This window comes from Sanguibacteroides justesenii (assembly GCF_003204205.1).
GTDB lineage: Bacteria > Bacteroidota > Bacteroidia > Bacteroidales > Marinifilaceae > Gabonibacter > Gabonibacter massiliensis.
Genome location: NZ_QJPL01000001.1, coordinates 540,774 through 564,623, shown reverse-complemented (window position 1 = coordinate 564,623; position 23,850 = coordinate 540,774). Strand labels below are relative to the sequence as shown.

Annotated in this window: 22 protein-coding genes; 19 read left to right on the top strand and 3 right to left on the bottom strand. The window is 40.2% G+C overall.

Annotated features, from left to right (window positions below):
- Positions 1–313 precede the first annotated feature (313 nt).
- The 3 genes from DMB45_RS02530 (at position 314) to DMB45_RS02520 (ending at position 2,027) form a co-directional block, all read left to right on the top strand.
- On the top strand, positions 314–739 hold the full coding sequence (locus DMB45_RS02530) for a Fur family transcriptional regulator (RefSeq protein WP_041503633.1): 426 nt from the start codon (positions 314–316) through the stop codon (positions 737–739).
- Positions 740–760: 21 nt separating this feature from the next.
- Positions 761–1,312 (top strand): NADH peroxidase, encoded by a 552-nt coding sequence (locus DMB45_RS02525; RefSeq protein ID WP_041503634.1) that lies wholly within the window; start codon positions 761–763, stop codon positions 1,310–1,312.
- 133 nt (positions 1,313–1,445) lie between these two features.
- A complete protein-coding gene (locus DMB45_RS02520; protein ID WP_041503635.1) occupies positions 1,446–2,027 on the top strand; it encodes a dienelactone hydrolase family protein in 582 nt (193 codons plus the stop codon).
- Positions 2,028–2,071: 44 nt separating this feature from the next.
- Here DMB45_RS02520 and DMB45_RS02515 read toward each other — a convergent pair whose 3' ends face one another.
- A complete protein-coding gene (locus tag DMB45_RS02515; protein WP_041503636.1) occupies positions 2,072–2,803 on the bottom strand; it encodes an SAM-dependent methyltransferase in 732 nt (243 codons plus the stop codon).
- A 119-nt stretch (positions 2,804–2,922) separates the two neighbouring features.
- Between DMB45_RS02515 and DMB45_RS02510 the strand changes: the two genes are divergently transcribed.
- The 13 genes from DMB45_RS02510 to DMB45_RS02450 all read left to right on the top strand — a co-directional run bounded on the left by DMB45_RS02510 (position 2,923) and on the right by DMB45_RS02450 (position 18,203).
- On the top strand, positions 2,923–3,684 hold the full coding sequence (locus DMB45_RS02510; protein WP_041503637.1) for an MBL fold metallo-hydrolase: 762 nt from the start codon (positions 2,923–2,925) through the stop codon (positions 3,682–3,684).
- Between the two features lie 152 nt (positions 3,685–3,836).
- Complete coding sequence (gyrA, locus tag DMB45_RS02505; protein WP_041503638.1) at positions 3,837–6,335, top strand: DNA gyrase subunit A; 2,499 nt, start codon at positions 3,837–3,839, stop codon at positions 6,333–6,335.
- Positions 6,336–6,393: 58 nt separating this feature from the next.
- Positions 6,394–7,638 carry a tetratricopeptide repeat protein gene (locus DMB45_RS02500; protein ID WP_041503639.1) on the top strand — a complete coding sequence of 415 codons (1,245 nt, stop codon included), beginning with the start codon at positions 6,394–6,396 and terminating at the stop codon, positions 7,636–7,638.
- Positions 7,639–7,871: 233 nt separating this feature from the next.
- A complete protein-coding gene (locus DMB45_RS02495) occupies positions 7,872–8,681 on the top strand; it encodes an SDR family oxidoreductase (RefSeq protein ID WP_110688397.1) in 810 nt (269 codons plus the stop codon).
- 10 nt (positions 8,682–8,691) lie between these two features.
- Positions 8,692–10,287: a DUF3078 domain-containing protein gene (locus DMB45_RS02490; RefSeq protein WP_235375070.1), complete on the top strand. Its 1,596-nt coding sequence runs from the start codon at positions 8,692–8,694 to the stop codon at positions 10,285–10,287.
- Positions 10,288–10,291: 4 nt separating this feature from the next.
- The gene (locus DMB45_RS02485) at positions 10,292–11,338 is read left to right on the top strand and encodes a nucleoid-associated protein (RefSeq protein ID WP_041503641.1); all 1,047 of its coding nucleotides are present in this window, start codon (positions 10,292–10,294) and stop codon (positions 11,336–11,338) included.
- 6 nt (positions 11,339–11,344) lie between these two features.
- Positions 11,345–12,373, top strand: a complete 1,029-nt coding sequence (mltG, locus tag DMB45_RS02480) for an endolytic transglycosylase MltG (RefSeq protein ID WP_041503642.1) — start codon at positions 11,345–11,347, stop codon at positions 12,371–12,373.
- 153 nt (positions 12,374–12,526) lie between these two features.
- Positions 12,527–12,874 (top strand): 30S ribosomal protein S6, encoded by a 348-nt coding sequence (gene rpsF / locus DMB45_RS02475; protein ID WP_200889858.1) that lies wholly within the window; start codon positions 12,527–12,529, stop codon positions 12,872–12,874.
- Positions 12,875–12,877: 3 nt separating this feature from the next.
- Positions 12,878–13,147 carry a 30S ribosomal protein S18 gene (rpsR, locus tag DMB45_RS02470; protein ID WP_041503644.1) on the top strand — a complete coding sequence of 90 codons (270 nt, stop codon included), beginning with the start codon at positions 12,878–12,880 and terminating at the stop codon, positions 13,145–13,147.
- 21 nt (positions 13,148–13,168) lie between these two features.
- Positions 13,169–13,609, top strand: coding sequence for a 50S ribosomal protein L9 (rplI, locus tag DMB45_RS02465; RefSeq protein WP_041503645.1), 441 nt, complete (start codon positions 13,169–13,171; stop codon positions 13,607–13,609).
- Between the two features lie 157 nt (positions 13,610–13,766).
- Positions 13,767–16,529 carry an excinuclease ABC subunit UvrA gene (uvrA, locus tag DMB45_RS02460; protein ID WP_041503646.1) on the top strand — a complete coding sequence of 921 codons (2,763 nt, stop codon included), beginning with the start codon at positions 13,767–13,769 and terminating at the stop codon, positions 16,527–16,529.
- A gap of 19 nt (positions 16,530–16,548) precedes the next feature.
- Positions 16,549–17,310, top strand: coding sequence for a dihydroorotate dehydrogenase electron transfer subunit (locus tag DMB45_RS02455; protein ID WP_041503647.1), 762 nt, complete (start codon positions 16,549–16,551; stop codon positions 17,308–17,310).
- Positions 17,298–18,203, top strand: coding sequence for a dihydroorotate dehydrogenase (locus tag DMB45_RS02450; RefSeq protein WP_041503648.1), 906 nt, complete (start codon positions 17,298–17,300; stop codon positions 18,201–18,203). The genes DMB45_RS02455 and DMB45_RS02450 overlap by 13 nt, the downstream gene beginning before the upstream one ends.
- A gap of 38 nt (positions 18,204–18,241) precedes the next feature.
- Here the strand turns inward: DMB45_RS02450 and DMB45_RS02445 are convergent, their stop codons facing one another.
- The gene (locus DMB45_RS02445; RefSeq protein WP_052634659.1) at positions 18,242–18,655 is read right to left on the bottom strand and encodes a helix-turn-helix domain-containing protein; all 414 of its coding nucleotides are present in this window, start codon (positions 18,653–18,655) and stop codon (positions 18,242–18,244) included.
- Positions 18,656–19,284: 629 nt separating this feature from the next.
- On the opposite strand from DMB45_RS02445, the gene DMB45_RS02440 reads away from it, so the two are divergent.
- Complete coding sequence (locus DMB45_RS02440) at positions 19,285–21,069, top strand: aminopeptidase P family protein (RefSeq protein ID WP_041503649.1); 1,785 nt, start codon at positions 19,285–19,287, stop codon at positions 21,067–21,069.
- Positions 21,070–21,177: 108 nt separating this feature from the next.
- On the opposite strand, the gene DMB45_RS02435 is transcribed toward DMB45_RS02440, so the two are convergent.
- Entirely contained in the window at positions 21,178–21,870 is a 693-nt protein-coding gene (locus DMB45_RS02435) for a hypothetical protein (RefSeq protein WP_041503650.1), read from the bottom strand.
- 191 nt (positions 21,871–22,061) lie between these two features.
- Between DMB45_RS02435 and DMB45_RS02430 the strand changes: the two genes are divergently transcribed.
- Positions 22,062–22,595, top strand: coding sequence for an RNA polymerase sigma factor (locus DMB45_RS02430; RefSeq protein WP_041503651.1), 534 nt, complete (start codon positions 22,062–22,064; stop codon positions 22,593–22,595).
- The gene (locus DMB45_RS02425; protein ID WP_041503652.1) at positions 22,585–23,847 is read left to right on the top strand and encodes an outer membrane beta-barrel protein; all 1,263 of its coding nucleotides are present in this window, start codon (positions 22,585–22,587) and stop codon (positions 23,845–23,847) included. Before DMB45_RS02430 ends, DMB45_RS02425 begins: the two co-directional genes overlap by 11 nt.
- The last annotated feature ends 3 nt before the right edge of the window (positions 23,848–23,850 follow it).

Below are 23,850 nucleotides of genomic sequence, written 5' to 3'. Positions count from 1 at the left end.
GGGAGAGAGTAATAATTTTCTCTTCCGGTAAGTTTTCCCGAATTCTTGTTTCGCTTTTTGTATAAAAACAGATAAAGAAAAAGGCTGAAACAAGCAGATATACAAATATATGTACCGATGGGCCTATAAAAAACATGCTACAAAGCTATTAAAAATATAGATACGCTTCATGCTAATATCAAAATTAATCGAAAAATACAATTAATTAGAAACATTCTAAATTTTAAAGAATTATACTTGTAAATAAATTGTTAAAGAAACAATTTTTATATATTTGTACAAGTTTAAAAAATGTAATTATTACAAATAAATAATGAATAAAATACAGGAGATTCAGGCGTATTTAGGTAAATATCATATAAAGCCTTCGGTGCAGAGGATCGCCATAATGGATTATATGATTTCCCATAGAATACATCCTACCGTAGAGGAGATTTATGATGCGTTATCTCCGGAATACCCGACTTTATCCAAAACGACGGTATATAATACGTTGAAATTATTTGTCGGGCAAAAAGCCGTTACTCCGATAGTTATTGACGAGAAAAATATTCGGTTCGATATCCATACCATGCCTCACGCCCATTTCATGTGTATGGGGTGTGGAAAAGTACACGACCTTTCCGTAGAAGATATGGAAAAGTTTTCTTTTAAGGGGGAGGAGGGGTTTGTCGTCACGGAAATTCATCTGTATTATAAAGGATTTTGTAAAAATTGTATAGAGAGAAAAGATAAGTAGTAATTTATTAAAATGAGCGTTATGAAAAAATTTATTTGTACCGTATGTGGTTATGTTCACGAAGGAGATGAAGCTCCTGAATTTTGTCCTCAATGTAAGCAACCGAAAAGTAAATTCAAGGAGTTGGTTGAAACCGAAGGTGCATTGACCTTTGTCGACGAGCACCGGATTGGAGTGGCAAAAGGAGTTGATGCTGAAGTGCTTGAAGGATTAAGAGCTCACTTCAACGGCGAATGTACGGAGGTCGGAATGTACTTGGCCATGAGCCGTCAGGCTGACCGCGAGGGATATCCGGAAATAGCCGAAGCCTTCAAACGCTATGCCTGGGAAGAAGCAGAACATGCTTCGAAATTTGCAGAATTGTTAGGAGAATGCGTGTGGGATACCGAGACAAACTTGAGAAAACGCATGGAAGCTGAAGCCGGAGCATGTGAAGACAAAAAACGTATTGCCACGTTAGCTAAAAAGTTGGATTTAGACGCGATTCACGATACCGTTCACGAAATGTGCAAGGACGAGGCTCGCCACGGTAAAGGTTTTGAAGGGCTTTATAATCGTTATTTTAAAAAATAATTAGATATAACTCTTTTTTTATGAAGGACTTCCCGGTTTAAGGAGGTCCTTTCTTCATTTTTTTTCGATAAAAGTGTAACCTTTGCTTTTGTTTTCCGTAAACGAATCAGGTAATAATATTAAAACAAAGAAGATGATGAGAAGTTATACATGTGAAGACGTGATTTTATCTAATGAAAATACAATAAAAGGATGGTTATGCAATCCTGAAGAGGCAGGAAAAAAGCCGGCCGTGATCGTGTTAGGGCCGCAGAACTCAAAAGATGATAAAATTTCTATGCGATATGCCACGAGACTGGCTAATTACGGTTATGTTACCTTATGCTTGGAAGAGACCGAAAACATTAAAGCCGCCATTGATTACCTGAGCTTCAAAGAAGAGGTAGATGCAGACAAAATGTATGCGGTCGGTATTTGTCACGGAACGAACGAGGTCATTAATCGTAGCGAAGAAGAGCAACGGTTGAGAGCTATTGCTCTCGTATCCGGTTGTTACAAGAAGAAAGAAGCTTCTCAACTGAAAACACCTACGATCATTATCCATGGCGGAGAAAACGAAAGTTTGGAATCGGCACGGGAGATATACGCGACCATTAAGGCGGAAGACAAAATGGCCATTTGGGAAGATTCGGTTTCTCGTGTGCAATACTATGAAGATCCTTTAGTGTTAGATAAAACGGTAAAGAATGTTTACCGGTGGTTCAATACTCACTAAATATTTGAAAAAGAGACTTTATCTTATAGGAGGCTGTCCCGATTTTACGATCGACAGCCTTTTTTACATTCATTCATTCCCGCGTACACGATGAATATGGTCGGTCGTTTATGTATATCGGGTTTTTCATTTTTCCACTCTTTCACCGATCGTGTTTTGACGTACTCGTTCGCCGTTGTTAAATCACAGGCAATGGTCAGTTTCGTTGTCGGAGAGAGAACGGATAACATATCTTCCAATAACGTCAGATTCCGGTAAGGTGTTTCAATAAATATTTGAGTCCTGTTTTCTTGTAAGGATTGCTTCTCGAATATTTTCAACGCTTTGGCCCGGTCTTGTCTGTTTACCGGCAGATAACCGTTAAATGAAAAATTTTGTCCGTTGCAGCCCGAAGCCATTAAAGCTAAAAGGATGGACGAAGGACCGACCAACGGGACGACTTGAAACTGGTGTTGATGAGCTAATGCCACGAGCTCCGCACCCGGATCGGCAATACCCGGACATCCGGCTTCTGAAATAATACCTACATCCTGCACGGCCAAGTAAGGAAGATAAGATTCGATCTCTTCCCGTGTCGAGTGCTCGTTCAGATCCAAAAAAATCAATTCGTCGATGCAAATATTTTTATCTATTTTTTTTAAAAACCGTCTGGTGTTTTTGACGTTTTCCGTTGCGAATACCCTTAGTTTTTTTAAAATGTCGGTCACGTGTTCGGGAAGTACCTGCCGAACTTCCGTATCTCCAAGTAAATTGGGGAGTAAATATAATTTTCCCATGATAAAATGTTTGCTGCAAATATATAGGATTATTTTTATCTTATTAATTTTGTCCGTATTAAAAGAGGCTGACGGGGGAGATTTCCGGAGATTCTTTTATGATATTAAATGCTTAACCGATGAAAATAACGATTTTAGGAAGTGGGACTTCGCAAGGGATACCCGTTATCGGATGCGAATGTGAAGTGTGTCGATCCAGTGATACCCGCGATAAACGATTGAGAAGTTCTGCTCTGATTGAAATAGAAGGGAAAAAATTGTTGATCGATGCCGGTCCTGATTTCAGGTACCAAATGTTAAGGGCACACGTAAAGGACGTGAGGGCCATTCTTTTGACACATGAACACAAAGATCATACCGGGGGACTGGATGATGTAAGAGCTTTTAATTGGATAAAAGGAGGATATGTTGATATCTATTGCGATCAACGAACCTGTGATGCCGTCCATAAGGATTACGATTACGCTTTCATGCCCGTTAAGTATCCGGGTGTCCCCGATATGAGCATGCATGTCATCGATAATCGTCCTTTTTATGTGGACGATATAAAAATTATCCCGCTCACGGTCATGCATTACAAATTGCCCGTTACCGCTTTCAGGATCGGTAATTTTGCGTATGTTACGGATGCAAATTTCATATCTGAAGAGAACAAGAAAAAACTGAAAGGAGTGGAGTATTTGATTATCAATGCACTAAGGAAAGAGCCTCATATATCTCATTTTTCATTGGATCAGGCTTTGGAGGTTATTCGGGAATTACAAGTTAAACAAGCTTATATCACACATATCGGGCATCAGATGGGATTGAGTACCCAAGTCTCTGCAGAATTACCTTCGAACGTACGGTTAGCCCATGATATGCTGACATTTGAAATTTGAATCTCGTCTCGCAAATGTTAATAAAAAAGAGGATAAAATTTCAATTAATCGGTCGTTTTTATTACATTTGTGAAATTTTGGGACAGAAAGGGTTATTTTATACATAATAACTTTATTGCCAATTTGTTAATAGAGTAATTAGATCATATTAAATGGAAAACATCGGAGAAAAAATTATTAAAATCAACATCGAGGAGGAGATGAAATCTTCGTACATTGATTATTCAATGTCGGTGATTGTATCCCGCGCATTACCAGATGTTCGGGACGGCTTAAAGCCGGTGCACAGAAGGGTGTTGTATGGAATGAGTGAATTGGGGGTGACCTCTGGTAAACCATTCAAGAAATCAGCCAGAATAGTTGGAGAAGTATTGGGAAAATATCATCCTCATGGAGATAGTTCCGTGTACATGGCAATGGTACGTATGGCTCAGGAGTGGTCTCTACGATACAGATTGGTAGAAGGGCAGGGTAATTTCGGATCGGTCGACGGGGATAGTCCGGCTGCTATGCGTTATACAGAAGCACGTCTGATGAAGGTTGCCGAAGAGACTTTGGCAGATTTGGAGAAGGATACGGTCGATATGATACCTAATTTTGACGAATCCTTAAAAGAACCGAGTGTATTACCGACCAGGATTCCTATTTTATTAGTAAACGGCGCATCCGGTATCGCCGTCGGGATGGCGACCAATATGCCGCCTCACAATCTTAGAGATACCATCGATGCCATATGCGCGTACATTGACAATAATGATATTGAGATCGATGATCTGATCCGGATCATCAAAGCTCCTGATTTTCCGACAGGAGGTACGATTTACGGATATAGTGGAGTAAAAGAGGCATATCACACGGGAAGAGGACGGGTTATCGTCCGTTCTAAAACTTCCGTAGAAACGACACCTCACGGAAGAGAGAAGATCATTGTGCATGAAATTCCTTATATGGTTAATAAAGCCGAGTTGATCGTTAAGATTGCAGACTTGGTGAATGAAAAAAAGATAGACGGAATTTCAAACATCAATGATGAATCGGATCGTAATGGAATGCGAATCGTTATCGATCTGAAAAAAGATGCGATTGCCAATGTCGTTTTAAATACATTATTGAAACACACGGCATTGCAGACCTCTTTCGGGGTCAATAACATCGCGTTGGTCGGTGGAAGACCCCGGTTGCTGAATTTGAAGGATTTGATTCGGTTATTCGTGGATCACCGTCATGATGTCGTTACCCGTCGTACCCGTTTTGAATTGAAGCAAGCGGAGGATCGTGCCCATATCCTGGAAGGTCTGATTATTGCTTCCGATCACATCGACGAAGTCATTCGTATTATTCGTGCCTCGAAAACCCCCGATGAAGCTAAAAACGGATTGATAGAACGTTTCTCTCTAAGCGAGGTTCAGGCCAGAGCTATTGTCGAAATGAGGTTACGTCAGTTAACAGGCCTGGAACAGGATAAACTAAGGACGGAATACGGAGAGATCATGAAATTGATCGAGCATCTGAAAGCTATTTTGGAAAGCGTGGAACTGAGGATGCAAATCATTAAAGATGAGTTATTGCAGATAAAGGCGCAATACGGAGACGAGCGGCGAACGGATATCGTATACGCATCTGAAGAATTCAACCCCGAAGACTTTTATGCCGACGAAGAGATGGTGATCACCATCTCGCATATGGGATATATCAAACGTACTCCTTTAAGTGAATACAAGGTTCAAAATCGGGGAGGAGTAGGATCAAAAGGATCCGCAACTCGCGATGAAGACTTCCTGGAACACATGATTACGGCAACCATGCATAATACGATGCTGTTCTTCACCGAAAAAGGAAAATGTTTCTGGTTGAAAGTATGGGAAATTCCGGAAGGTACGAAACAATCCAAAGGTAGAGCCATACAGAATCTGTTAAATATTGAACCGGACGATAAAGTCAAAGCTTATATTAACATTTTGGATCTGAAAGATACGGATTATATAAACAGCAACTATATCGTTTTATGTTCCAAACAAGGTATCGTGAAGAAAACGACCTTAGAAGCCTATTCGCGTCCTCGTGCGAATGGTGTAAATGCAATTACGATAAAAGAGGGGGACCAACTTTTGGATGCCAAATTGACAAACGGAGAAAACGATATCATGATAGCCGTCAAATCGGGTAAAGCCATTCGTTTCCCTGAAAATAAGGTTCGTCCGATGGGAAGAACGGCTTCAGGTGTCAGAGGTATAACGCTGGGTAGTGAAGACGATGAGGTTATAGGTATGATATGCGTTGAACCGGGAAAAGCAGATATTTTGGTCGTTTCGGAAAACGGATACGGAAAACGCTCCGATATTGAAGATTATCGTATTACCAATAGGGGAGGAAAAGGTGTGAAGACCATTAATCTAACGGAGAAAACTGGTAACCTGATTTCTTTAATCGATGTAACAGACGATGACAATCTAATGATTATCAATAGATCAGGCCTGACAATACGTCTTGATATATCGACATTAAGGGTAATGGGAAGGAATACGCAGGGTGTGAAATTGATTAATTTAAGAAACGATGATGCTATTGCCGCTGTTGCTAAGGTCTCTTCCGCTAAAGAAGAAGAGGTGGAAGGAGAGAAGCAGGGGGATATCGAAGACGGAACAGAGTAAAACGAAAATAACTGACGATTTGAAAAAACATCTAAATGTAAAACAAATTTTATAACGTATGAGAAAACTATCTTTTATCATTGCACTTCTACTTTGTGCGAATTTCACATTTGCACAAAAGGGGAAAGTTACTTCTGCGGTTAGCTTTTTCACGCAAGGAAAGTTAGACAAAGCCAAAGAATTAATAGATGAAGCTATCGTTCACGAGAATTGTGTAAGCTGGCCCAAAGCCTATTTTGTAAAAGGACAGATTTACCAAGCCATTTACGAGTCTCAAAATCCGGATTATTTGAAGTTGGTAAAAGACCCTCTGAATATCGCGTGGGAAGCTTTTCAACAAGTCATTAAACTGGATGATAAGGGAAAATTTAAAAAAGATTTGATCAATCAATATGCCAACCTGGTTGCTGATTTTCAAAATTATGGTGTCGAAAATTATAATAAAGGAGTGGATAATGATAATAAAGCAAATCCTGACGCCGCAAAAAAAGATTTTGCCCTCGCTTTAGATAATTTTAAACGCGTGTTGGAAATCAATGCCTCGGAATACGGAAGCCAAAGAGTTGATACGGCTATTATTTACAATGCAGGTATTACGGCCCAACGGGCAGGAGACTTGGAACAGGCGTTGGATTTTTATAAAAAATCACTGGAATTGAACTATGACGCCTCAAAAGTATATCCGATGATTATCAGCATCCTGTTTACTCAAAGCAAGAATGCAAATGATGCAGGGGATAGCGTTTTAGGAAAAAATTACCAGGAAGAAGCTGTTCAGTATCTGCTGAAAGGACACGAATTGTTCCCGAATGAATCTTATTTGCTGATTCAGTTGATCAACTATTACCTGCAAGGAGATACCCCGGAAAAAGCAGAACAATTCTTAGATGCGGCTATTGAACAAACACCCGACAATTCGGAGCTCTATCGTGCTAAAGGTGATATGTACGAGATTTTGAAGCAAACGGATAAAGCCGAAGCGATGTATCTTAAAACGTTGGAATTAAATCCGGATGATTTCAGAGCCCAGTACAACTTGGGAAATATTCAGTTGAACAAAGTTATCGAAAAACATAACAAAATAGACGAACTGGATGACGCTAAGTATAAAGTGGCTTATGAACAGATATTGAAAGAATACGAGTCGGTTATTCCTTATTTTGAAAGAGCCTTGGAATTGGAACCGGGAGAGAAAAATACGTTGACCACGTTGAAAGAGTTATATTACCGGTTGAGGGAAAAACCCAATACGGACTACATGAAGAAATATGAAAAAACAAAAGAGATGCTGGAAAGTTTATAAAAGTCCGGTTTCTTCTAAAAAGACGAGATTCAAAAAGTCTCGTCTTTTTTATTGCGGTAGAAGGTATTTTAATTCTTTTTACATATTACACTTAACATAATATAAATTATAGGACAAATTATACAAGCAATTCCCACGAGGCAATTTTTCATTTTTATCGATAAACGATCTGTTTTTCAAATCCACTTTTTATTCTTATTTTTGTAAGTCAAAGTAATGAATAAAATTATCTCATGCGAAATAAAGTGGTAATCATTACCGGAGCTTCTTCCGGAATCGGTAAGGCGTTAGTATATGAATTTACAAAATTCGGGAGTAAAATCGTAATGGCAGCCCGCAATTTGGCGGAACTTCAGCAAATGGAAAAAGAGCTGAACGATAAAGGTATTGAGGTTCTTGCGGTTCAAACGGATGTGACCCGCGAAGACGATTGTAAACATTTGATCGAGCAAACCGTCCAGAAATTCGGGAAAATTGATATTTTAATCAATAATGCCGGGATTTCCATGAGGGCATTATTTGACGAGTTGGATGTGGATGTCATTCGGCGCGTTATGGATGTTAATTTTTGGGGAACTGTCTATTGTTCAAGATATGCTATCCCCTATTTACTTCATTCCAAGGGCAGTTTGGTCGGAATTATCTCTGTGGCCGGTTTTGTAGGTTTACCGGGGAGAACCGGGTATGCAGCAAGTAAATTCGCCGTAAGAGGTTTTTTGAACACCTTGAGGGTAGAAAATTTGAAAAAAGGGTTGCATGTATTGGTTGCAGCTCCCGGTTTTACGGCTTCCAATATTCGTAAAACCGCACTGGTTGCAGATGGAAACCAGCAAGGAGAAAGTCCCCGGGAAGAAAGTAAGATGATGTCTGCAGAGGAGTGTGCTGCAATCATCGTGAAAGGAATAAGAAAACGGAAACGGGAAATTATTATGACATTAGTGGAGGGAAAAATATCCGTATTCTTAAGTAAATGGTGGCCCAGCTTGTTGGATAAACTGGCTTATAATCATATGGCCAAGGAACCTGATTCTCCTTTTAAATAATTGTGAATCGATGAGATTTTATGTATTTGTTTTTATACTGAATTTCCTCTCTTTTTCTCTTTTCGCTCAGGAAAAGGGAATACTGAAAATCATGAAATCTTATCCCATTCCGATAACTGTTTTAAAAATCAGTCGGACGGACTCACTCCGTTTTACCCGTATTCCCGATTTGGTTTATCGATCGGCACAATTAAAAAATGAACATATAGAAAATCCCGCCGTTCGTTACGCGTTGGAAAAACTTACCCGAGACAGATCAAAATATTACGAGTTGAAACAAGCCATAAATACGTTGAGGGGATACGCTGAAAATGAACATATAAAATACATGATAAATTATCTTCGGGCCTATTTTGCAACCATTGAAGAAAAAGAAAAAGCCATTCAACAAATACGGGAACGAATCAAAAAAGATAGCCTGGAATACCGTAAGAGAAATCCTATGGATTCGGCACGTTACGATATACTTTTGAATCAAGATTTGCAATCTCTTCTAACTTTTATGGAAAAAGATGAGAATTATCAATGGATGCGTGAAAAAAGCAGGGATTCCATTCCACTAATCATACTGAACGCTTCGGATAAACCCAATCAGGTTTGGTTGAATAGAGGAAAAACCTATTACTACTATTTTTCGACCAAAAGCGTCGCGGGAGATTCCGTGGGATCCTGGTTAAGAGTCTCTTCCCGTGGAAATCGGGTGAAGTTTTTTGTGGATGAAAACATGTATCAGAAGTACAGTCAAGCCGATAAAATTTCAAAAGATATCAGCTTGAAGATACAGGACTCGGCCTATTTAAAATTAAAACCCCTGACACCTCTTCCGATAAAAAGAAACTACTGGCGGTATTACTGGGATATCAGTTTCGCATTCGGACAAGGATATTTTAGTGACAGTTGGGCTTCTGGGGGTGAAAATTCACTTTCTATTCTTTCCGATTTGAAGTATTTTTTAAATTACAAGAAGAACAGTTTATCCTGGGAGAATGCATTCCGGTATAGATTAGGGGCGCTAAAGAGCGGAAAGGAAGAGTTAAGTAAAAACGAAGATAAATTTGAAGTATTATCCAAATTAGGAGTAAAAGCTTTTAAACACTGGAATTACGCGGCTCAGTTCGATATGAATACGGTACTGTTCAGGACTCACAATTATCCTAAAAACGACCAAATTATCGCTAATTTTCTCTCTCCGGGTTACTTCACCATCTCCTTAGGTCTTGATTATAAACCTAAAAACAATATCTCTCTTTACCTCTCGCCTATTGCCGGACAATGGATCTATGTTCGGGATACGGCCAGAGTTGATCCGACACGTTATGGTGTCGAAAAGGGAAAAAGGTACAGGAGCGATGCCGGAGCCAAAGTGGAATTAAGGAATGAGCATGAATTTTTTAAGTTTTTGAAAATAGATAACCGGTTGATTATTTTTTCCAGTTATTATGAGAAACCGGAATACATAACCGTTGATTGGCGTTTGAGTCTCGATTTCAAAATAAATTATTTTATGAAGACATCCGTTTATATGAATGCCATATACGATCAAAATTATTCGAAAAAAATACAGTTCAAAGAGACGCTGAATCTCGGTATATATTTTAGATTTTAATCTTATGATGAATTTTGAAAATTGTGAAATTGGTAATATCGTTATTCACGATATAGGAAATAAGTATGAAGAAGGAGACATCCGGTTTTCCGAATCTAATTTTGTTCCGGACGAACAGGAAGTTCATAATTTGCTGAAAACTTATTTTCTGACTCCTTTCAAAAGAGATGCCTTTTATCGTTTTTCCGCTTACGAGGGAGAACTTTCCCGCAATCCCGTGTACGCGGCGATACGTTCTGTGTTCGAGGACCCTGCCTCTTTCTATAAGGCATCCATCGACATCGCCCGGCATTTGTTCGAACAATCCAACCATCCGAATATCAAATCCGGAGAACTCTATTTGGTGCATTTTAAAAACTGTTTATTGGAAGACGGAACTTGCGATGCGATCGGTATTTTTAAATCGGAAAATAAAGATACTTTTTTGAAAATCATTGTTAATCAAAATAGTTATCAACTAACCAGTGAGTCCGGTATTAACATTAAAAAGTTAGATAAGGCTTGTCTGATATTTAACATGAACGAGGAGAGCGGCTATCGGGTTACTGTTTTGGATAAAACTAATCATACGGAAGCGGTATATTGGACAACTGATTTTTTGGGATTGGAACAGCAGGAGGATGACTATTTTCAGACTTCCAATTACTTGAAGTTATGTAAAGATTTCGTACAAGAGGTTTATAATCAGGAAAACGATATTCCTAAAGCCGATCAGATCGATATGTTGAATAGATCCATCGATTATTTCAAAAAAGCAGACACTTTTGATGAAGATCGATTTAAAGAAGAGATTGTCATGGATCCGCAAGTCATTCGCGCGTTTGAAGATTTTAAAAATTTCTACGAGGAGAAAAATGAAATAGCCTTGAAGGACTCTTTCGACGTGTCGGATAGCGCCGTAAAAGATGAAAAACGTTATTTTAAACACGTTTTAAAATTGGATAAGAATTTTCATGTTTACATTCACGGCCAAAAAAAATACATCGAGAAAGGATACGATTCGGCCAAAGATATGAATTATTATAAATTATTTTTCCGGGAAGAAAATTGAACCTCCATGATTAAAGCAACGAAAAGAATTATCATACTCTTTGCGGCCTTGTGTATTGCGGGATTAATGGGAGCAGGAATCGGATATTACTATGTATTTTATCCGAATATTACGGTAAAAGACGACGGAATCATTTATGTTCGAAGCTCCGGTTCGATAACGGAGGTGCTGGACACCTTGCGAAGCCGGGGATATGTCAAACATCCCTCTACCCTGCTGCAGGTTGCCCGGTTGAAAAAAGCAAAAGCAAAATCCGGACGTTACCGGATCAGAGAAGGTATGAACAATAACGAATTGATCAATATGTTACGTTCGGGAAATCAATCTCCGGTACAACTGACATTTAATAATATACGTACGTTAGAAGAATTTGCCGGAACGGTATCTCTTCAATTGGCCGTATCGTCCGATGATTTACTCTCTCGGCTTCGTAATCCTGATACGACTATCCGATACGGTTTTTCCCCGGCAACCGTGATCGGTATGTTTATTCCCAATACTTACGAGATATATTGGAATATTTCAACTACTGATTTTTTGAATAGAATGTATAAGGAGTACCAGCGTTTTTGGAATAAACAGCGTCAGAAAAAAGCGGAAGAGATAGGACTTTCTCCACTTGAAGTGACCATATTGGCCTCGATTATTGAAGAAGAGACCGTAAAAAAGGAAGAGTATCCCGTCATCGCCGGGGTTTACCTGAACCGGTTGAAAAAGGGCATCAAGCTGGATGCTTGCCCGACCCTTAAATTCGTGTTGGGAGATTTTACGATTACCCGGATTTTGGATCGCTATTTGGAAATAGATTCTCCCTATAATACTTACAAGTATGCCGGCTTACCCCCCGGTCCTATCCGAATGGCCTCTATTCAGGTTATTGATGGCGTGTTGAATTATCAGAAACATGATTACCTCTATTTCTGTGCCAAAAGCGACTTTTCCGGTTACCATTATTTCTCCAGAACATTGCGACAGCATAACGCTCATGCGCGGGAATACCACCGGGAATTGGATAGAAGGAAAATTTGGAGATAATTAAGAACGATGTCCAAGCAGAGAGGATAAAACAAATGGCAAAAAACTCAAAATTAAATACTTACTTTCTTTGCAAATTCGGAGTAAAGTAGTAACTTTGCGGGCGATAAAATAATTTTTATTATTTAATTTATTAATAAACAAACAGTTATGTTGAATCATTACGAAACCGTTTTCATCACAACTCCCGTTTTATCTGAAATACAGGTAAAGGAAGCGGTAGAAAAATTCAAAAACGTTATTACCCAGAATGGAGGTAATATCGAGCATGAAGAGGCTTGGGGACTGCGCAAGCTGGCTTATCCTATCCAAAAGAAAACTACAGGTTTTTATCACTTGCTTCAATTCGAGGCTGAAGGTACTTTAGTGGACAAATTAGAGACCGCTTACAGACGCGATGAGAAAGTGATCCGTTTTCTGACCTTTAGATTAGACAAGTATGCTTACGAGTATGCGTTAAAAAGAAGAGCTAAAAATCAAGTAAAACAAGAGGAGAAATAAGCCATGGCACAGAACGAAAGCGAAATTAGATATTTGACCCCTCCTACGGTTGAAGTCAAAAAGAAAAAGTACTGTCGGTTCAAAAAAGCAAGAATCAAATTCATCGATTACAAAGATCCTGAATTTTTGAAGAAATTCTTGAACGAGCAAGGGAAAATTCTTCCCAGAAGAATTACCGGAACTTCTGTGAAATTCCAAAAGAAAGTAGCAACCGCCGTGAAAAGAGCAAGACACCTTGCTTTGTTGCCCTACTTAACCGACTTGATGAAATAATTTTAAGGAAGGAGGACACAAATGGAGATTATACTATTGACAGACATAGCGAACTTAGGTCATAAGGATGACATTGTAAATGTTAAACAAGGTTACGGTCGTAACTACCTTATTCCCCAAGGTTATGCTATTTTAGCAACAGAGTCAGCAAAAAAAGTAGTTGCTGAGAATTTGAAACAAAGAGCTCACAAAGAAGCAAAATTGAGAGCTGAAGCTGAGGAACTTGCAGCAAAATTGGCTGAAGTAAAACTTACTGTCGGAGCTAAAACCAGTTCTACCGGTAAGATTTTCGGTTCCGTTAACAGCATCATGATTTCTGAATGTCTGAAAGAGAAAGGATTCGATATCGACAGAAAGAAGATCATGCTGAAAGATGTGAAAGAGATTGGAACTTACAGCGCAATCATCAAACTTCACAGGGAAGTGAAAGTCGATGTAGAATTCGAAGTAGTTTCAGAATAATTAAAAACAAGTCATAAACAAGACTTAAACGTATTTCCAAACATATTCCAAACGAAAAGCACCCGTAAAGGTGCTTTTTTTTATGTACATTTCACATTCATGTAAATAGAAAATGAAGTGAAAATCTTATCTTTGCAAGAATTGGAGGATAGATTTTATGAGCGAACAATATATTGAGTTGAAGGGTATACGGGTTCATAATCTGAAGAACATCGACCTGAAAATCAAACTGAATCGGCTGATCGTGATTACCGGTGTATCGGGAAGCGGCAAGTCATCTTTGGCTTTTGATACTTTGTACGCGGAAGGACAACGTCGTTACGTGGAGAGCCTATCCGCTTATGCCCGTCAATTCTTGGGACGTCTGAATAAACCGGAATGCGATTATATAAAGGGGATTCCCCCGGCAGTGGCGATAGAACAGAAGGTAAATACTTCCAATCCGCGTTCAACGGTAGGTACCTCTACCGAATTATACGACTACATCAAGTTGTTGTATGCCCGTATCGGTAAAACCATCTCTCCCGTTTCCGGTGAAGAGGTAAAACGGCATAGCGTAGACGATATTTGTGATTATATTATTCAGGGGCACGCGGATAAAAGCGTCGTCATTATGGCCAAGCCTGTTTCGGTGACGAAAGAGAGTTTGGGACTTTTGATGAATCAAGGGTTTAGCCGTATCAAGTATGGTCATGAATTTACGCGTATATCCGATTTTTTAGAGAGCAATGAAGAGGTTAAAACGGATGTTCCCCTGTTTTTGGTTATCGATCGGGTTACCGTGCATGAAGAGAAGGATACCATCTCCCGGATTAACGATTCCGTTGAAACGGCTTTATATGAAGGACAAGGAGTATGCTACATCGAATTGGACGGAGAGATTCGTTCTTTTTCCAACAGATTTGAGGCTGACGGTATAACCTTTGAAATTCCCTCCGTCAATATGTTTAGTTTTAACTCCCCGATCGGGGCATGCAACAAATGCGAGGGATACGGTAAAATTTTAGGTATAGACGAGGATCTCGTTGTTCCCAATAAATCATTGAGCCTGTATGACGATGCCGTCATGTGTTGGCGCGGAGAGAAGATGAGCGAATGGAAGCACTATTTCATTCGTCAGGCTCATCATACGAATTTTCCCGTACATAAGCCTTATTACGAATTGACTAAAGCGGAAAAAGAGCTTCTTTGGAACAGTCCGATGGGAATTTATGCTTTTTTTGAACATTTGGAATCCAAAAAATACAAGATTCAGAACCGGGTGATGATTGCACGTTATACCGGAAAGACCAAATGCCCGGTCTGTCATGGAACACGTTTGAAGAAAGAGGCTTCTTACGTGCAAGTAGGACATAAAGCCATCACCGATTTGGTCGATATGCCGATCTCGGAGCTGAAGTATTTTTTTGAACGACTGTCTCTTTCAGAGCCGGATCAACAAATAGCCGATCGGGTTCTTCCGGATATTCATAATCGAATTGAATTTCTGTTGGACGTGGGCTTGGGATATTTGACCTTGAACCGTCTCTCTTCTTCCCTCTCCGGAGGAGAATCGCAGCGTATCAATTTGGCCACTTCTCTCGGGTCGGCTTTAGTGGGTTCTTTGTACATATTGGATGAACCCAGTATCGGATTACATTCCAGAGACACGGATCGTCTGATTCAGGTTCTGAAAAGATTAAGAGATTTGGGTAATACCGTGGTTGTCGTTGAACACGACGAAGATATTATGTTGGCGGCGGATGAGATTATCGACGTGGGTCCCTTGGCAGGCAGACTGGGAGGAGAAATCGTATACCAGGGAACTTTAGATAAGATACGGGAAGCAGATACGCTGACGGCAGATTATCTGTCCGGCAAAAAATACATTCCCGTACCGGATCATCGTCGGACTTCTCCCTATCGGATCGAACTGAAAGGAGCGACCGAAAACAACTTAAAAAACATAGACGTAAGGATTCCTCTCGGCATTATGACAGCGGTAACCGGTGTAAGCGGTTCTGGAAAAAGTACCCTGATCAGAACGATTCTGGTTCCCGCTTTGAAAAAATACTACGGGGATTATTCGGATAGAACCGGAAGTTTCAATCGTCTTTCCGGTGACTTAGACCGGATTTTCGGTGTCGAATTTATTGACCAGAACCCTATCGGCAAATCTTCCCGCTCGAATCCGGTAACTTACATTAAAGCCTGGGACGATATACGAAAAATTTTCGCGGAAGAAAAACTATCCAAGACGAATGGTTTCAAACCGGCTTTTTTCTCTTTCAATGTCCCGGGTGGAAGGTGTGAAGAGTGCCAGGGGGAAGGTATTATAAAAGTGGAGATGCAATTCATGGCCGATGTATACCTGGAGTGTGAACATTGTAAAGGACGTCGTTTCAGAGAGGAGATACTGGAAGTAAAATACAAGGATAAAAATATATACGATATTCTGGAGATGACGGTCAATCAGGCGGTCGAGTTTTTCGGTACCGGTAGTAGTCACAGTGAACGGAGCATTGTTAGCAAATTGCAAAAACTGGTAGACGTGGGGCTGGGATATATAAAACTGGGGCAAGCCTCCAGTACGTTAAGCGGAGGAGAGAGTCAGCGCGTAAAACTTGCTTACCATTTAAGCCAGGAAAACGCGGACCCTACCCTATTCGTGTTCGATGAACCTACGACAGGTTTACATTTTCACGATATCCACAAATTGATGGAATCCTTAAATGCTTTGATTGACCGAGGACACACCGTTTTAATCATAGAACACAATATGGACGTAATCAAATGTGCCGATTACATCATAGATTTAGGACCCGAAGGAGGTAACGAGGGAGGTTATTTGGTTTTCGAGGGAACTCCCGAAGAGTTGTCCAAATGCCAGAATTCCTACACGGGAAAATATTTAAAAGAAAAATTAGAGATGTACCAATAAGCGTTTGAAACATACAGATATGAAGAAAATTATTGATTTTACAGTAAAAGAAAATCAGCTATTAAATCAGGATACCGTTCTGCTGGTACTTCATTCCGATGAATTACCCCCCATTCTACCGGGACAATTCGTAAACGTGAGAGTGGACAAATCCCCTTCCACCTTGTTGAGACGTCCCATATCGGTTCATGATGTGGATGGAGAGAAAGGCCTTCTCTATCTCTATATTAAAGTAGTGGGATGCGGAACGGCAACCTTGGGAGAACTTAAACCGGGAGAAAAGTTGAATATTATCCTTCCTTTAGGAAACAGCTTTAAAATACCACAGGATGGCAAATGTTTGCTAATCGGAGGCGGTTGTGGGGTGGCACCCATGCTCCACCTTTCGCGTGTCATGCGATCCGGGGGAATGGATCCCGTTCTTTTGATCGGAACCCGCACGCAAAAAGAGATTTTACGCCGGGAAGAGTTTGAAAAATATGCAAAAGTATACTACACAACTGAAGACGGTTCCTACGGAGAAAAGGGATACCCCACGCAACATTCGATATTGAAAGAGCACTTCGACCATATCTTCTGTTGCGGACCGGAAGTGATGATGAAAGCAGTTGCATCTTATGCTAACAAGAATAATATTGATTGTCAGGTATCTCTCGAGAACACGATGGCATGCGGGATCGGCGCTTGTCTCTGTTGCGTAACGGAAACGACGACAGGCCATAAATGTGTATGCACGGAAGGTCCTATTTTTAATATAAAAGATTTAACATGGCAGATTTAAGTATCAATATCAACGGGTTACAGCTGAAAAATCCGGTTTTGACTGCTTCCGGGACATTCGGATACGGGATAGAGTTTCAGGATTTCATCGACTTAAGCGCATTGGGCGGTTTTATCGTGAAAGGTACCACCTTAAAACACCGGGAAGGAAATCCCTATCCCCGTATGGCCGAAACGCCTTCCGGAATGTTAAATGCGGTAGGCCTTCAAAATAAGGGTGTGGATTATTTTATCGAACACATTTATCCGGAGATACAAGCGATAAAAAGTAATATTTTGGTAAATGTTTCCGGATCTACCGTGGCCGATTACGTAATGACGGCGGAAAAAATCAATGAACTGGAAAATATACCGGCCATTGAACTTAATATTTCTTGCCCTAACGTGAAAGAAGGCGGTATGGCTTTCGGAACCAGTTGTGCTTCTGCCCGAGAAGTGATAAAAGAAGTTAGAAAGGCATACAAAAAACACCTGATGGTGAAATTATCTCCCAATGTGACCAATATTCAGGAGATCGCCCTTACCGCCGAAGAGGCTGGGGCTGATTCCGTCTCCCTGATCAACACGTTAATGGGAATGGCTATCGATACAAAAAGTCGAAAACCTGTTCTGAGTACGGTAACCGGAGGGTTAAGCGGCCCCTGTGTAAAACCGGTAGCTCTTCGAATGGTATGGCAGGTTGCCAAGGTCGTAAAAATACCGGTTGTAGGTTTAGGAGGAATAACTTCTGCTAACGATGCCATCGAATTTTTATTGGCTGGAGCATCGGCAATCCAAATCGGTACGGCCAACTTTATAGATCCGGCTATTACGCTAAAAGTGATACGGGGTATCAATGAATATTTGGATCAGAACGGTTTTAAATCCGTTAAAGATATCATTGGTTTGATTTAAAAGAGAGACCGGGAGAAAATGAATTTTCTCCCGGTCTCTTATTCTTTATTGTAATCTTCGAAACTTCCGTCATCGAAAAAGAGCAGAATACGCTTTAAGTTTTTGCTTTTCTCGGACGATACCCGAAAAGAGGTGCTCCATTCTGGAAGTTCTTTTTCAACCTGCTTGGTTTTAAGGATCTCCTCCTCCTTGAACAACAATGGTTCTTCTATCGGCTTCTTCATGGGCTGTTCCGGAACACTTCCGGTATACATGGGACCTTTTCCTGTTATTAACCAGGTAAGACTAATATCCGGAAATACCTCCGCTATGCTGTTGATGATATCAAAACCGGGTTTGTTTCTCCCGGCTAATATATGAGAAATGGTAGAAGCGCTCACGCCGATCATCGCCGCAAATTTCGTAGCAGTGAGCTCTTTTTGTGCAAATAATTGATTCAACCGATCCTGCATTTGATTATCATTTTGTAAATATTATGCATTACAAATGTAATGATTCGAAGGGGGAAAAGCAAATTACATTTGTAATTCTTTCTATTTACATATGTAAAACAGAAAGAGAGGTATATCGAAAGTGAAAATAGTATCTTACTTAAGTACCAAGTAGTTAAATATGATCCCCCTCCTTTTTTCTATTATGATAAAATAATACATTGTTTATTAGTGTATTAAAATAAAAATACCTCTTTTGATATTATAAATAAAAACATGATATAAACACTAATATATTACTGGTAATTAGATGCTTAAGTATTAAAAACATCTCAATTTTGTGTGTTTTCATGTAAAAATCATCTTCAGATACTCTTTCAATCTAAAGTAAAAGATGAATTTATTTATATAAATCATTGATAATTAGAAGTAAAAATATAATTGTATCAAAGTGTTAAATACTTTCTGTCTCTTATTTCTTTACATTCGTAAACCCTTTCTTTACCGGAAGAAACCTTGTCCGAACGCAACGTGTTTTTTACAAATGTAAATTCATTTTTGACTCAAACATTATGACAAATGTAAATAATTAACGCCTTGTTATCTTCGTGAAATTCTTTTACATTTGAAAAAAATTAAACACGTTAATCATGACAATCGCGGAAAAAATAGCAGAACTCAGAAGAATTATGGATCGGGAAAATATAGCCGCTTACGTTATTTCCGGAACGGATCCTCATAATAGTGAATATTTACCCGCTCCCTGGCAACAACGGAAATGGATTTCCGGTTTTACAGGGTCTTTCGGTACGGTCGTTGTTACCAGGGATCATGTGGGCTTGTGGACGGATACCCGTTATTTTATTCAAGCAGAACAGGAATTGAGCGAAACAGAGATAGAACTACATAAACTACGTATTCCCGGAGCCGTTGATTATCCCCAATGGTTGTGCGAACATTTGCAACAGGGTGAGAACGTCGGCATAGACGGTTTTTGTATGTCTGTCAACGATGTCCGCACCTTAAAAGATACTTTGGCCCTTAAAAACATAGCCGTTTGTGAAAAAACGGATCTTTTGGGTGAGATATGGCTGGATCGTCCGGCTTTTCCTCAAGGAGCCATAACCGTATTACCCGATCGATATGCCGGAGAAACGGTCAGAAACAAAATTAAGAAAATAAGAGAGTTTATTATTAGTAATAACGGCAACCATATTCTATTCTCTGCTTTGGACGAAATAGCCTGGCTTTACAATATCCGTTGTAACGATATCTCTTATAATCCGGTTGCCATCGCTTATGCCTTAATCGATAAAGAGAAAGCCCATTTATTTGTAAAACAGGATAAAATCACACCGGAAACCGGTAGCCGACTGTGTGCGGACGGCGTAGAGATACACGATTATCATCATCTTTTTCTTTACTTGGATGAATTGAAGTCCCCTGCCGATTTTATTTTGGACACGACTACTTGTAATTACGCCGTGTATCATCGGATTTGTCAGAAATTCAAGGTGAAGGAGATCGTTTCTCCCATACCTTTGCTGAAAACAGTGAAAAACGAAACGGAATTAGCTGGATTTCGTTTGGCGTGCCGCAAAGATGCCGTTGCCTTGACAAAATTTTTCTATTGGCTCGAAAATACATTAGCCACCCGCTCCGTTGCCGAACTGGAAGCTGCCGCGGTGTTACAAAAATTCCGGAGTGCGGATTCCGAATACGTTTCCGACAGTTTCGAATGTATTTCCGCTTATGGAAAAAATGCCGCGTTACCCCATTATTCCGCCACGAAAGAACATCAATCCGAGATTCAAGCCAAAGGTTTGTATTTGGTTGATTCCGGTGCGCAATACCTGCACGGTACAACCGACATTACACGTACTATGCCCGTAGGGGAATTAACGCATTTGGAAAAAGAGGACTATACCCTGGTCCTTAAAGGTATGATCAATTTAAGCAGATTGATATTTCCCAAAGGCTCCAGAGGGTGCAATATCGATATAGTTGCAAGGTTGCCTTTATATATGAATCACAGAAACTTCGGTCATGGAACAGGACATGGTGTCGGTTATTTCTTAAACGTGCACGAGGGGCCGCAATCCATTCGTCCCGACTTAAAGGACCAGGAGATACTTCCGGGAATGGTGACCTCTAACGAACCGGGATTATACAGGGAAGGTCTTCACGGTATTCGCCACGAAAATTTGATCGTTTGCCGGACGGATACGATTAACGAATTCGGAGAATTTTATAAGTTTGAAACGATAACGCTTTGTTATTTCGACACTTCGGCTATTTTACCTGAACTTTTGGAACAGGAAGAAACAGAGTGGCTAAATCTTTATAACGAGCGGGTGTACCGGGAGACGTCTCCCTATTTGTCAGCGGAGGAGGCAAAATGGTTACGGGATAAAACCAATCCTCTGAAGAGCTGAAAATCGCGACATCAAAATCTTCGACCGGGGCGAATATAGAAACAGAAAAATGGAGTTCATAAAATGAACTCCATTTTTCTGTTTCGAGCGATTATACTACGCTGATGATTAGTCCAAAGTAATTATAACGCTTTCGCTATCCAACACGATACCTGCCTCCGACTGAACGGCACGCACCACCAATTGATATTCGCCTTTGGTAAAACCTGCGCTGATATCGCTAATAGCGAAATCCACTCCGCTTTCGGGACTGTCCGTAAATTTTTTACCGTTAATCAAAGAGTACGGTTCTCCTTTCGTTCCGATTCCGACAAGATAAAAACTAGCGTTTTCCACCTTGTTCCATTTGGCTTTTACTCTTCCGTTTTCATATGATATCGTTGCTTCGATCGTCCCCAATACTTTCTCGGTATCTTTGATATCGACGGACCATCCGGCTATCTCTTGCTTAGCATTCTTTACGGAAACCCTGTAATTCCCTTTGGGGAAAGTAGTGGAAAATTGACTGTTCAATATTTTACTTTGAGCTCCCTGGCCATATGAATCGGGCATCGACTCCATGCTGAGAATCCCCTCGGGTCCCTGACAGGTATAAGATTCCATCACCTCGTTGGCTATAATTTGAATATGAGGGAGGAATCTTTTCTCGACTTGATCCCCGTCGATTATATTTTTTTGAAGCACTACGCAACTCGCGTAGGTAATCGCAAAATCAGGATCATCGCTCTTTAGGCAAGAGTTCAATAAGGTGACACTCAATAATACAAAGATAAATTGCTTTAATCTTAAAATAGTTCTCATTTTTAGTTGTTTTTATTGTTTAAAATAATTAAATAGCACACTAATTCTGTGTTTCATGGTGCGAATATTCGCAAAAAAACAATACGATGCAAAAAAAAGGAGTGCTTTTTCTCTGATCGTGAAGTTTTTTTATTTTTTCGCCAAATCAACGCAACCTTTAGCAAATTACAGCATCTTAGCGTTAGTTATCGATGTATACTTTGGACAAAATAATAGAGAAATGCAAAAAAGGCAATCGACAAGCCGGAGAACAACTTTACCGCATGTTCTCCTCCAAGATGTTTGCAGTTTGCATTCAGTATTCCAAAACGCGCGAAGAGGCGGAAGATAACTTACAGGACGGTTTTATTAAAACTTTGGAGTGTATAGGTCAATATTCGGGCAAAGGTTCTTTCGAGGGATGGATGAAACGTATTTTTATCAATATCGCTCTCGAAAAGTACCGTAAAAATAATCCCGTACAACCCGTGGAAGAGATTCCCGAGATCGAAATGGAAGATGTCGATGCGGGTTTGAACATTCCTTCGGAAGTGTTGTTTGGTTTTGTAAGTCAATTGCCGGAAAAATACCGGTTGGTATTTAACTTGTACGTAATGGAAGAGTTATCTCATAAAGAGATTGCTTCCATGCTCGGCATTTCGGACGGAACTTCAAAATCGAATTTAGCGAGAGCAAAAGAGATTTTAAAGAAAAAAATTAATACATACCTAAGTTATGGACAATAATTTAGAAAAACTATTTAAGACAGCCCTGGAAGAGGTTACGGTCGATCCCCCGGCAAGGGTGTGGACCGGCATAAATTCTCGCCTGGGTGGCAAACAAAACAGGTTTAGGCAGTTATTTATATATAGTGGAGCGGCGGCAGCAATAGTCTTGCTTCTCTCCTCGCTTTTTATGCTTCAACAAGAAAAGAAAAAGACATCTTATCCTCCGTTGGTAAAAACTCAGTCTTTAAAGCCACCGGCCCCCTATCTCTTGGCATATCACTCGCCAGTCCCGAACATTCCTCCGGCTGCCCACCGAAAAATCGAAGAATCCGGAACACCGGAATTCGTCAAGGTCGATCCGATGACGGTTCAATTTTTCGATTCCGGTCTGTTGCCGGTATCGCACCCGGTAGCCGAGCTGGAAAAGACGGCTATTCGCGAGGATTTTATCCCTTTAATAAATAAAGAAGCGTTGGAAAATCAACGCCGATATCTCAAATTAATTCATGAACAGCCGGTGGTGAAAAAGAAGAAAATGAACCTGAAGTATACCCTCGGCGGTTATGTTTCTCCGGGATACTCTTCGGGTAGCTACCACATGGAAAACAAACAGAGCCGACTTGTTAGCTACACGGACGATCAGTTAAGCGGCATCTTCAATATGAACGGGGGGATTACTTTTGCCGTATCGCCGGGAAGCCGGATCTCTATCGAAACGGGTATCGGATACACCCGTATCGGCCAAAAAACGAGCGATTCTAAGGTTTTCGTTCCCCAGACAAATGCCATGATGAGCAGCTACAACAACCAAACACGGGTACTTACCCCGCTTGGAAACGTAAAAAGCCGGTCTAACGCGGCCGTATTCGTTTCCAATTCCCAGTTATTGAGAAGCAATAGCGAAACAACGGGAAGCATTGAGCAGGAGTTCGACGCGATAGAAGTTCCTCTTTCCCTCCGCTATTATCTGAATAACAACAAACTGAAATTCAGTATCTTGGGAGGATTTGGCGCAAGTTTTTTAGTACGTAACATGACCTATTTGCGCTATGAGGGTGTAAAAGAAAAGATGGGAGAAACGGATAATATTCGCCGTATTAACATGAGTACTCATGTCGGTTTGGGCGTTGAATATCCGATTGGTAAATCGATTCATTTTAAAATAGAACCCGGCTTCAGGTATTACTTGCAATCTTTAAGTAAAGATCCGGATATCCGGTACAATCCTTATACTTTTACTTTTTCCACCGGTTTCGGAATATCTTTTTAGAAG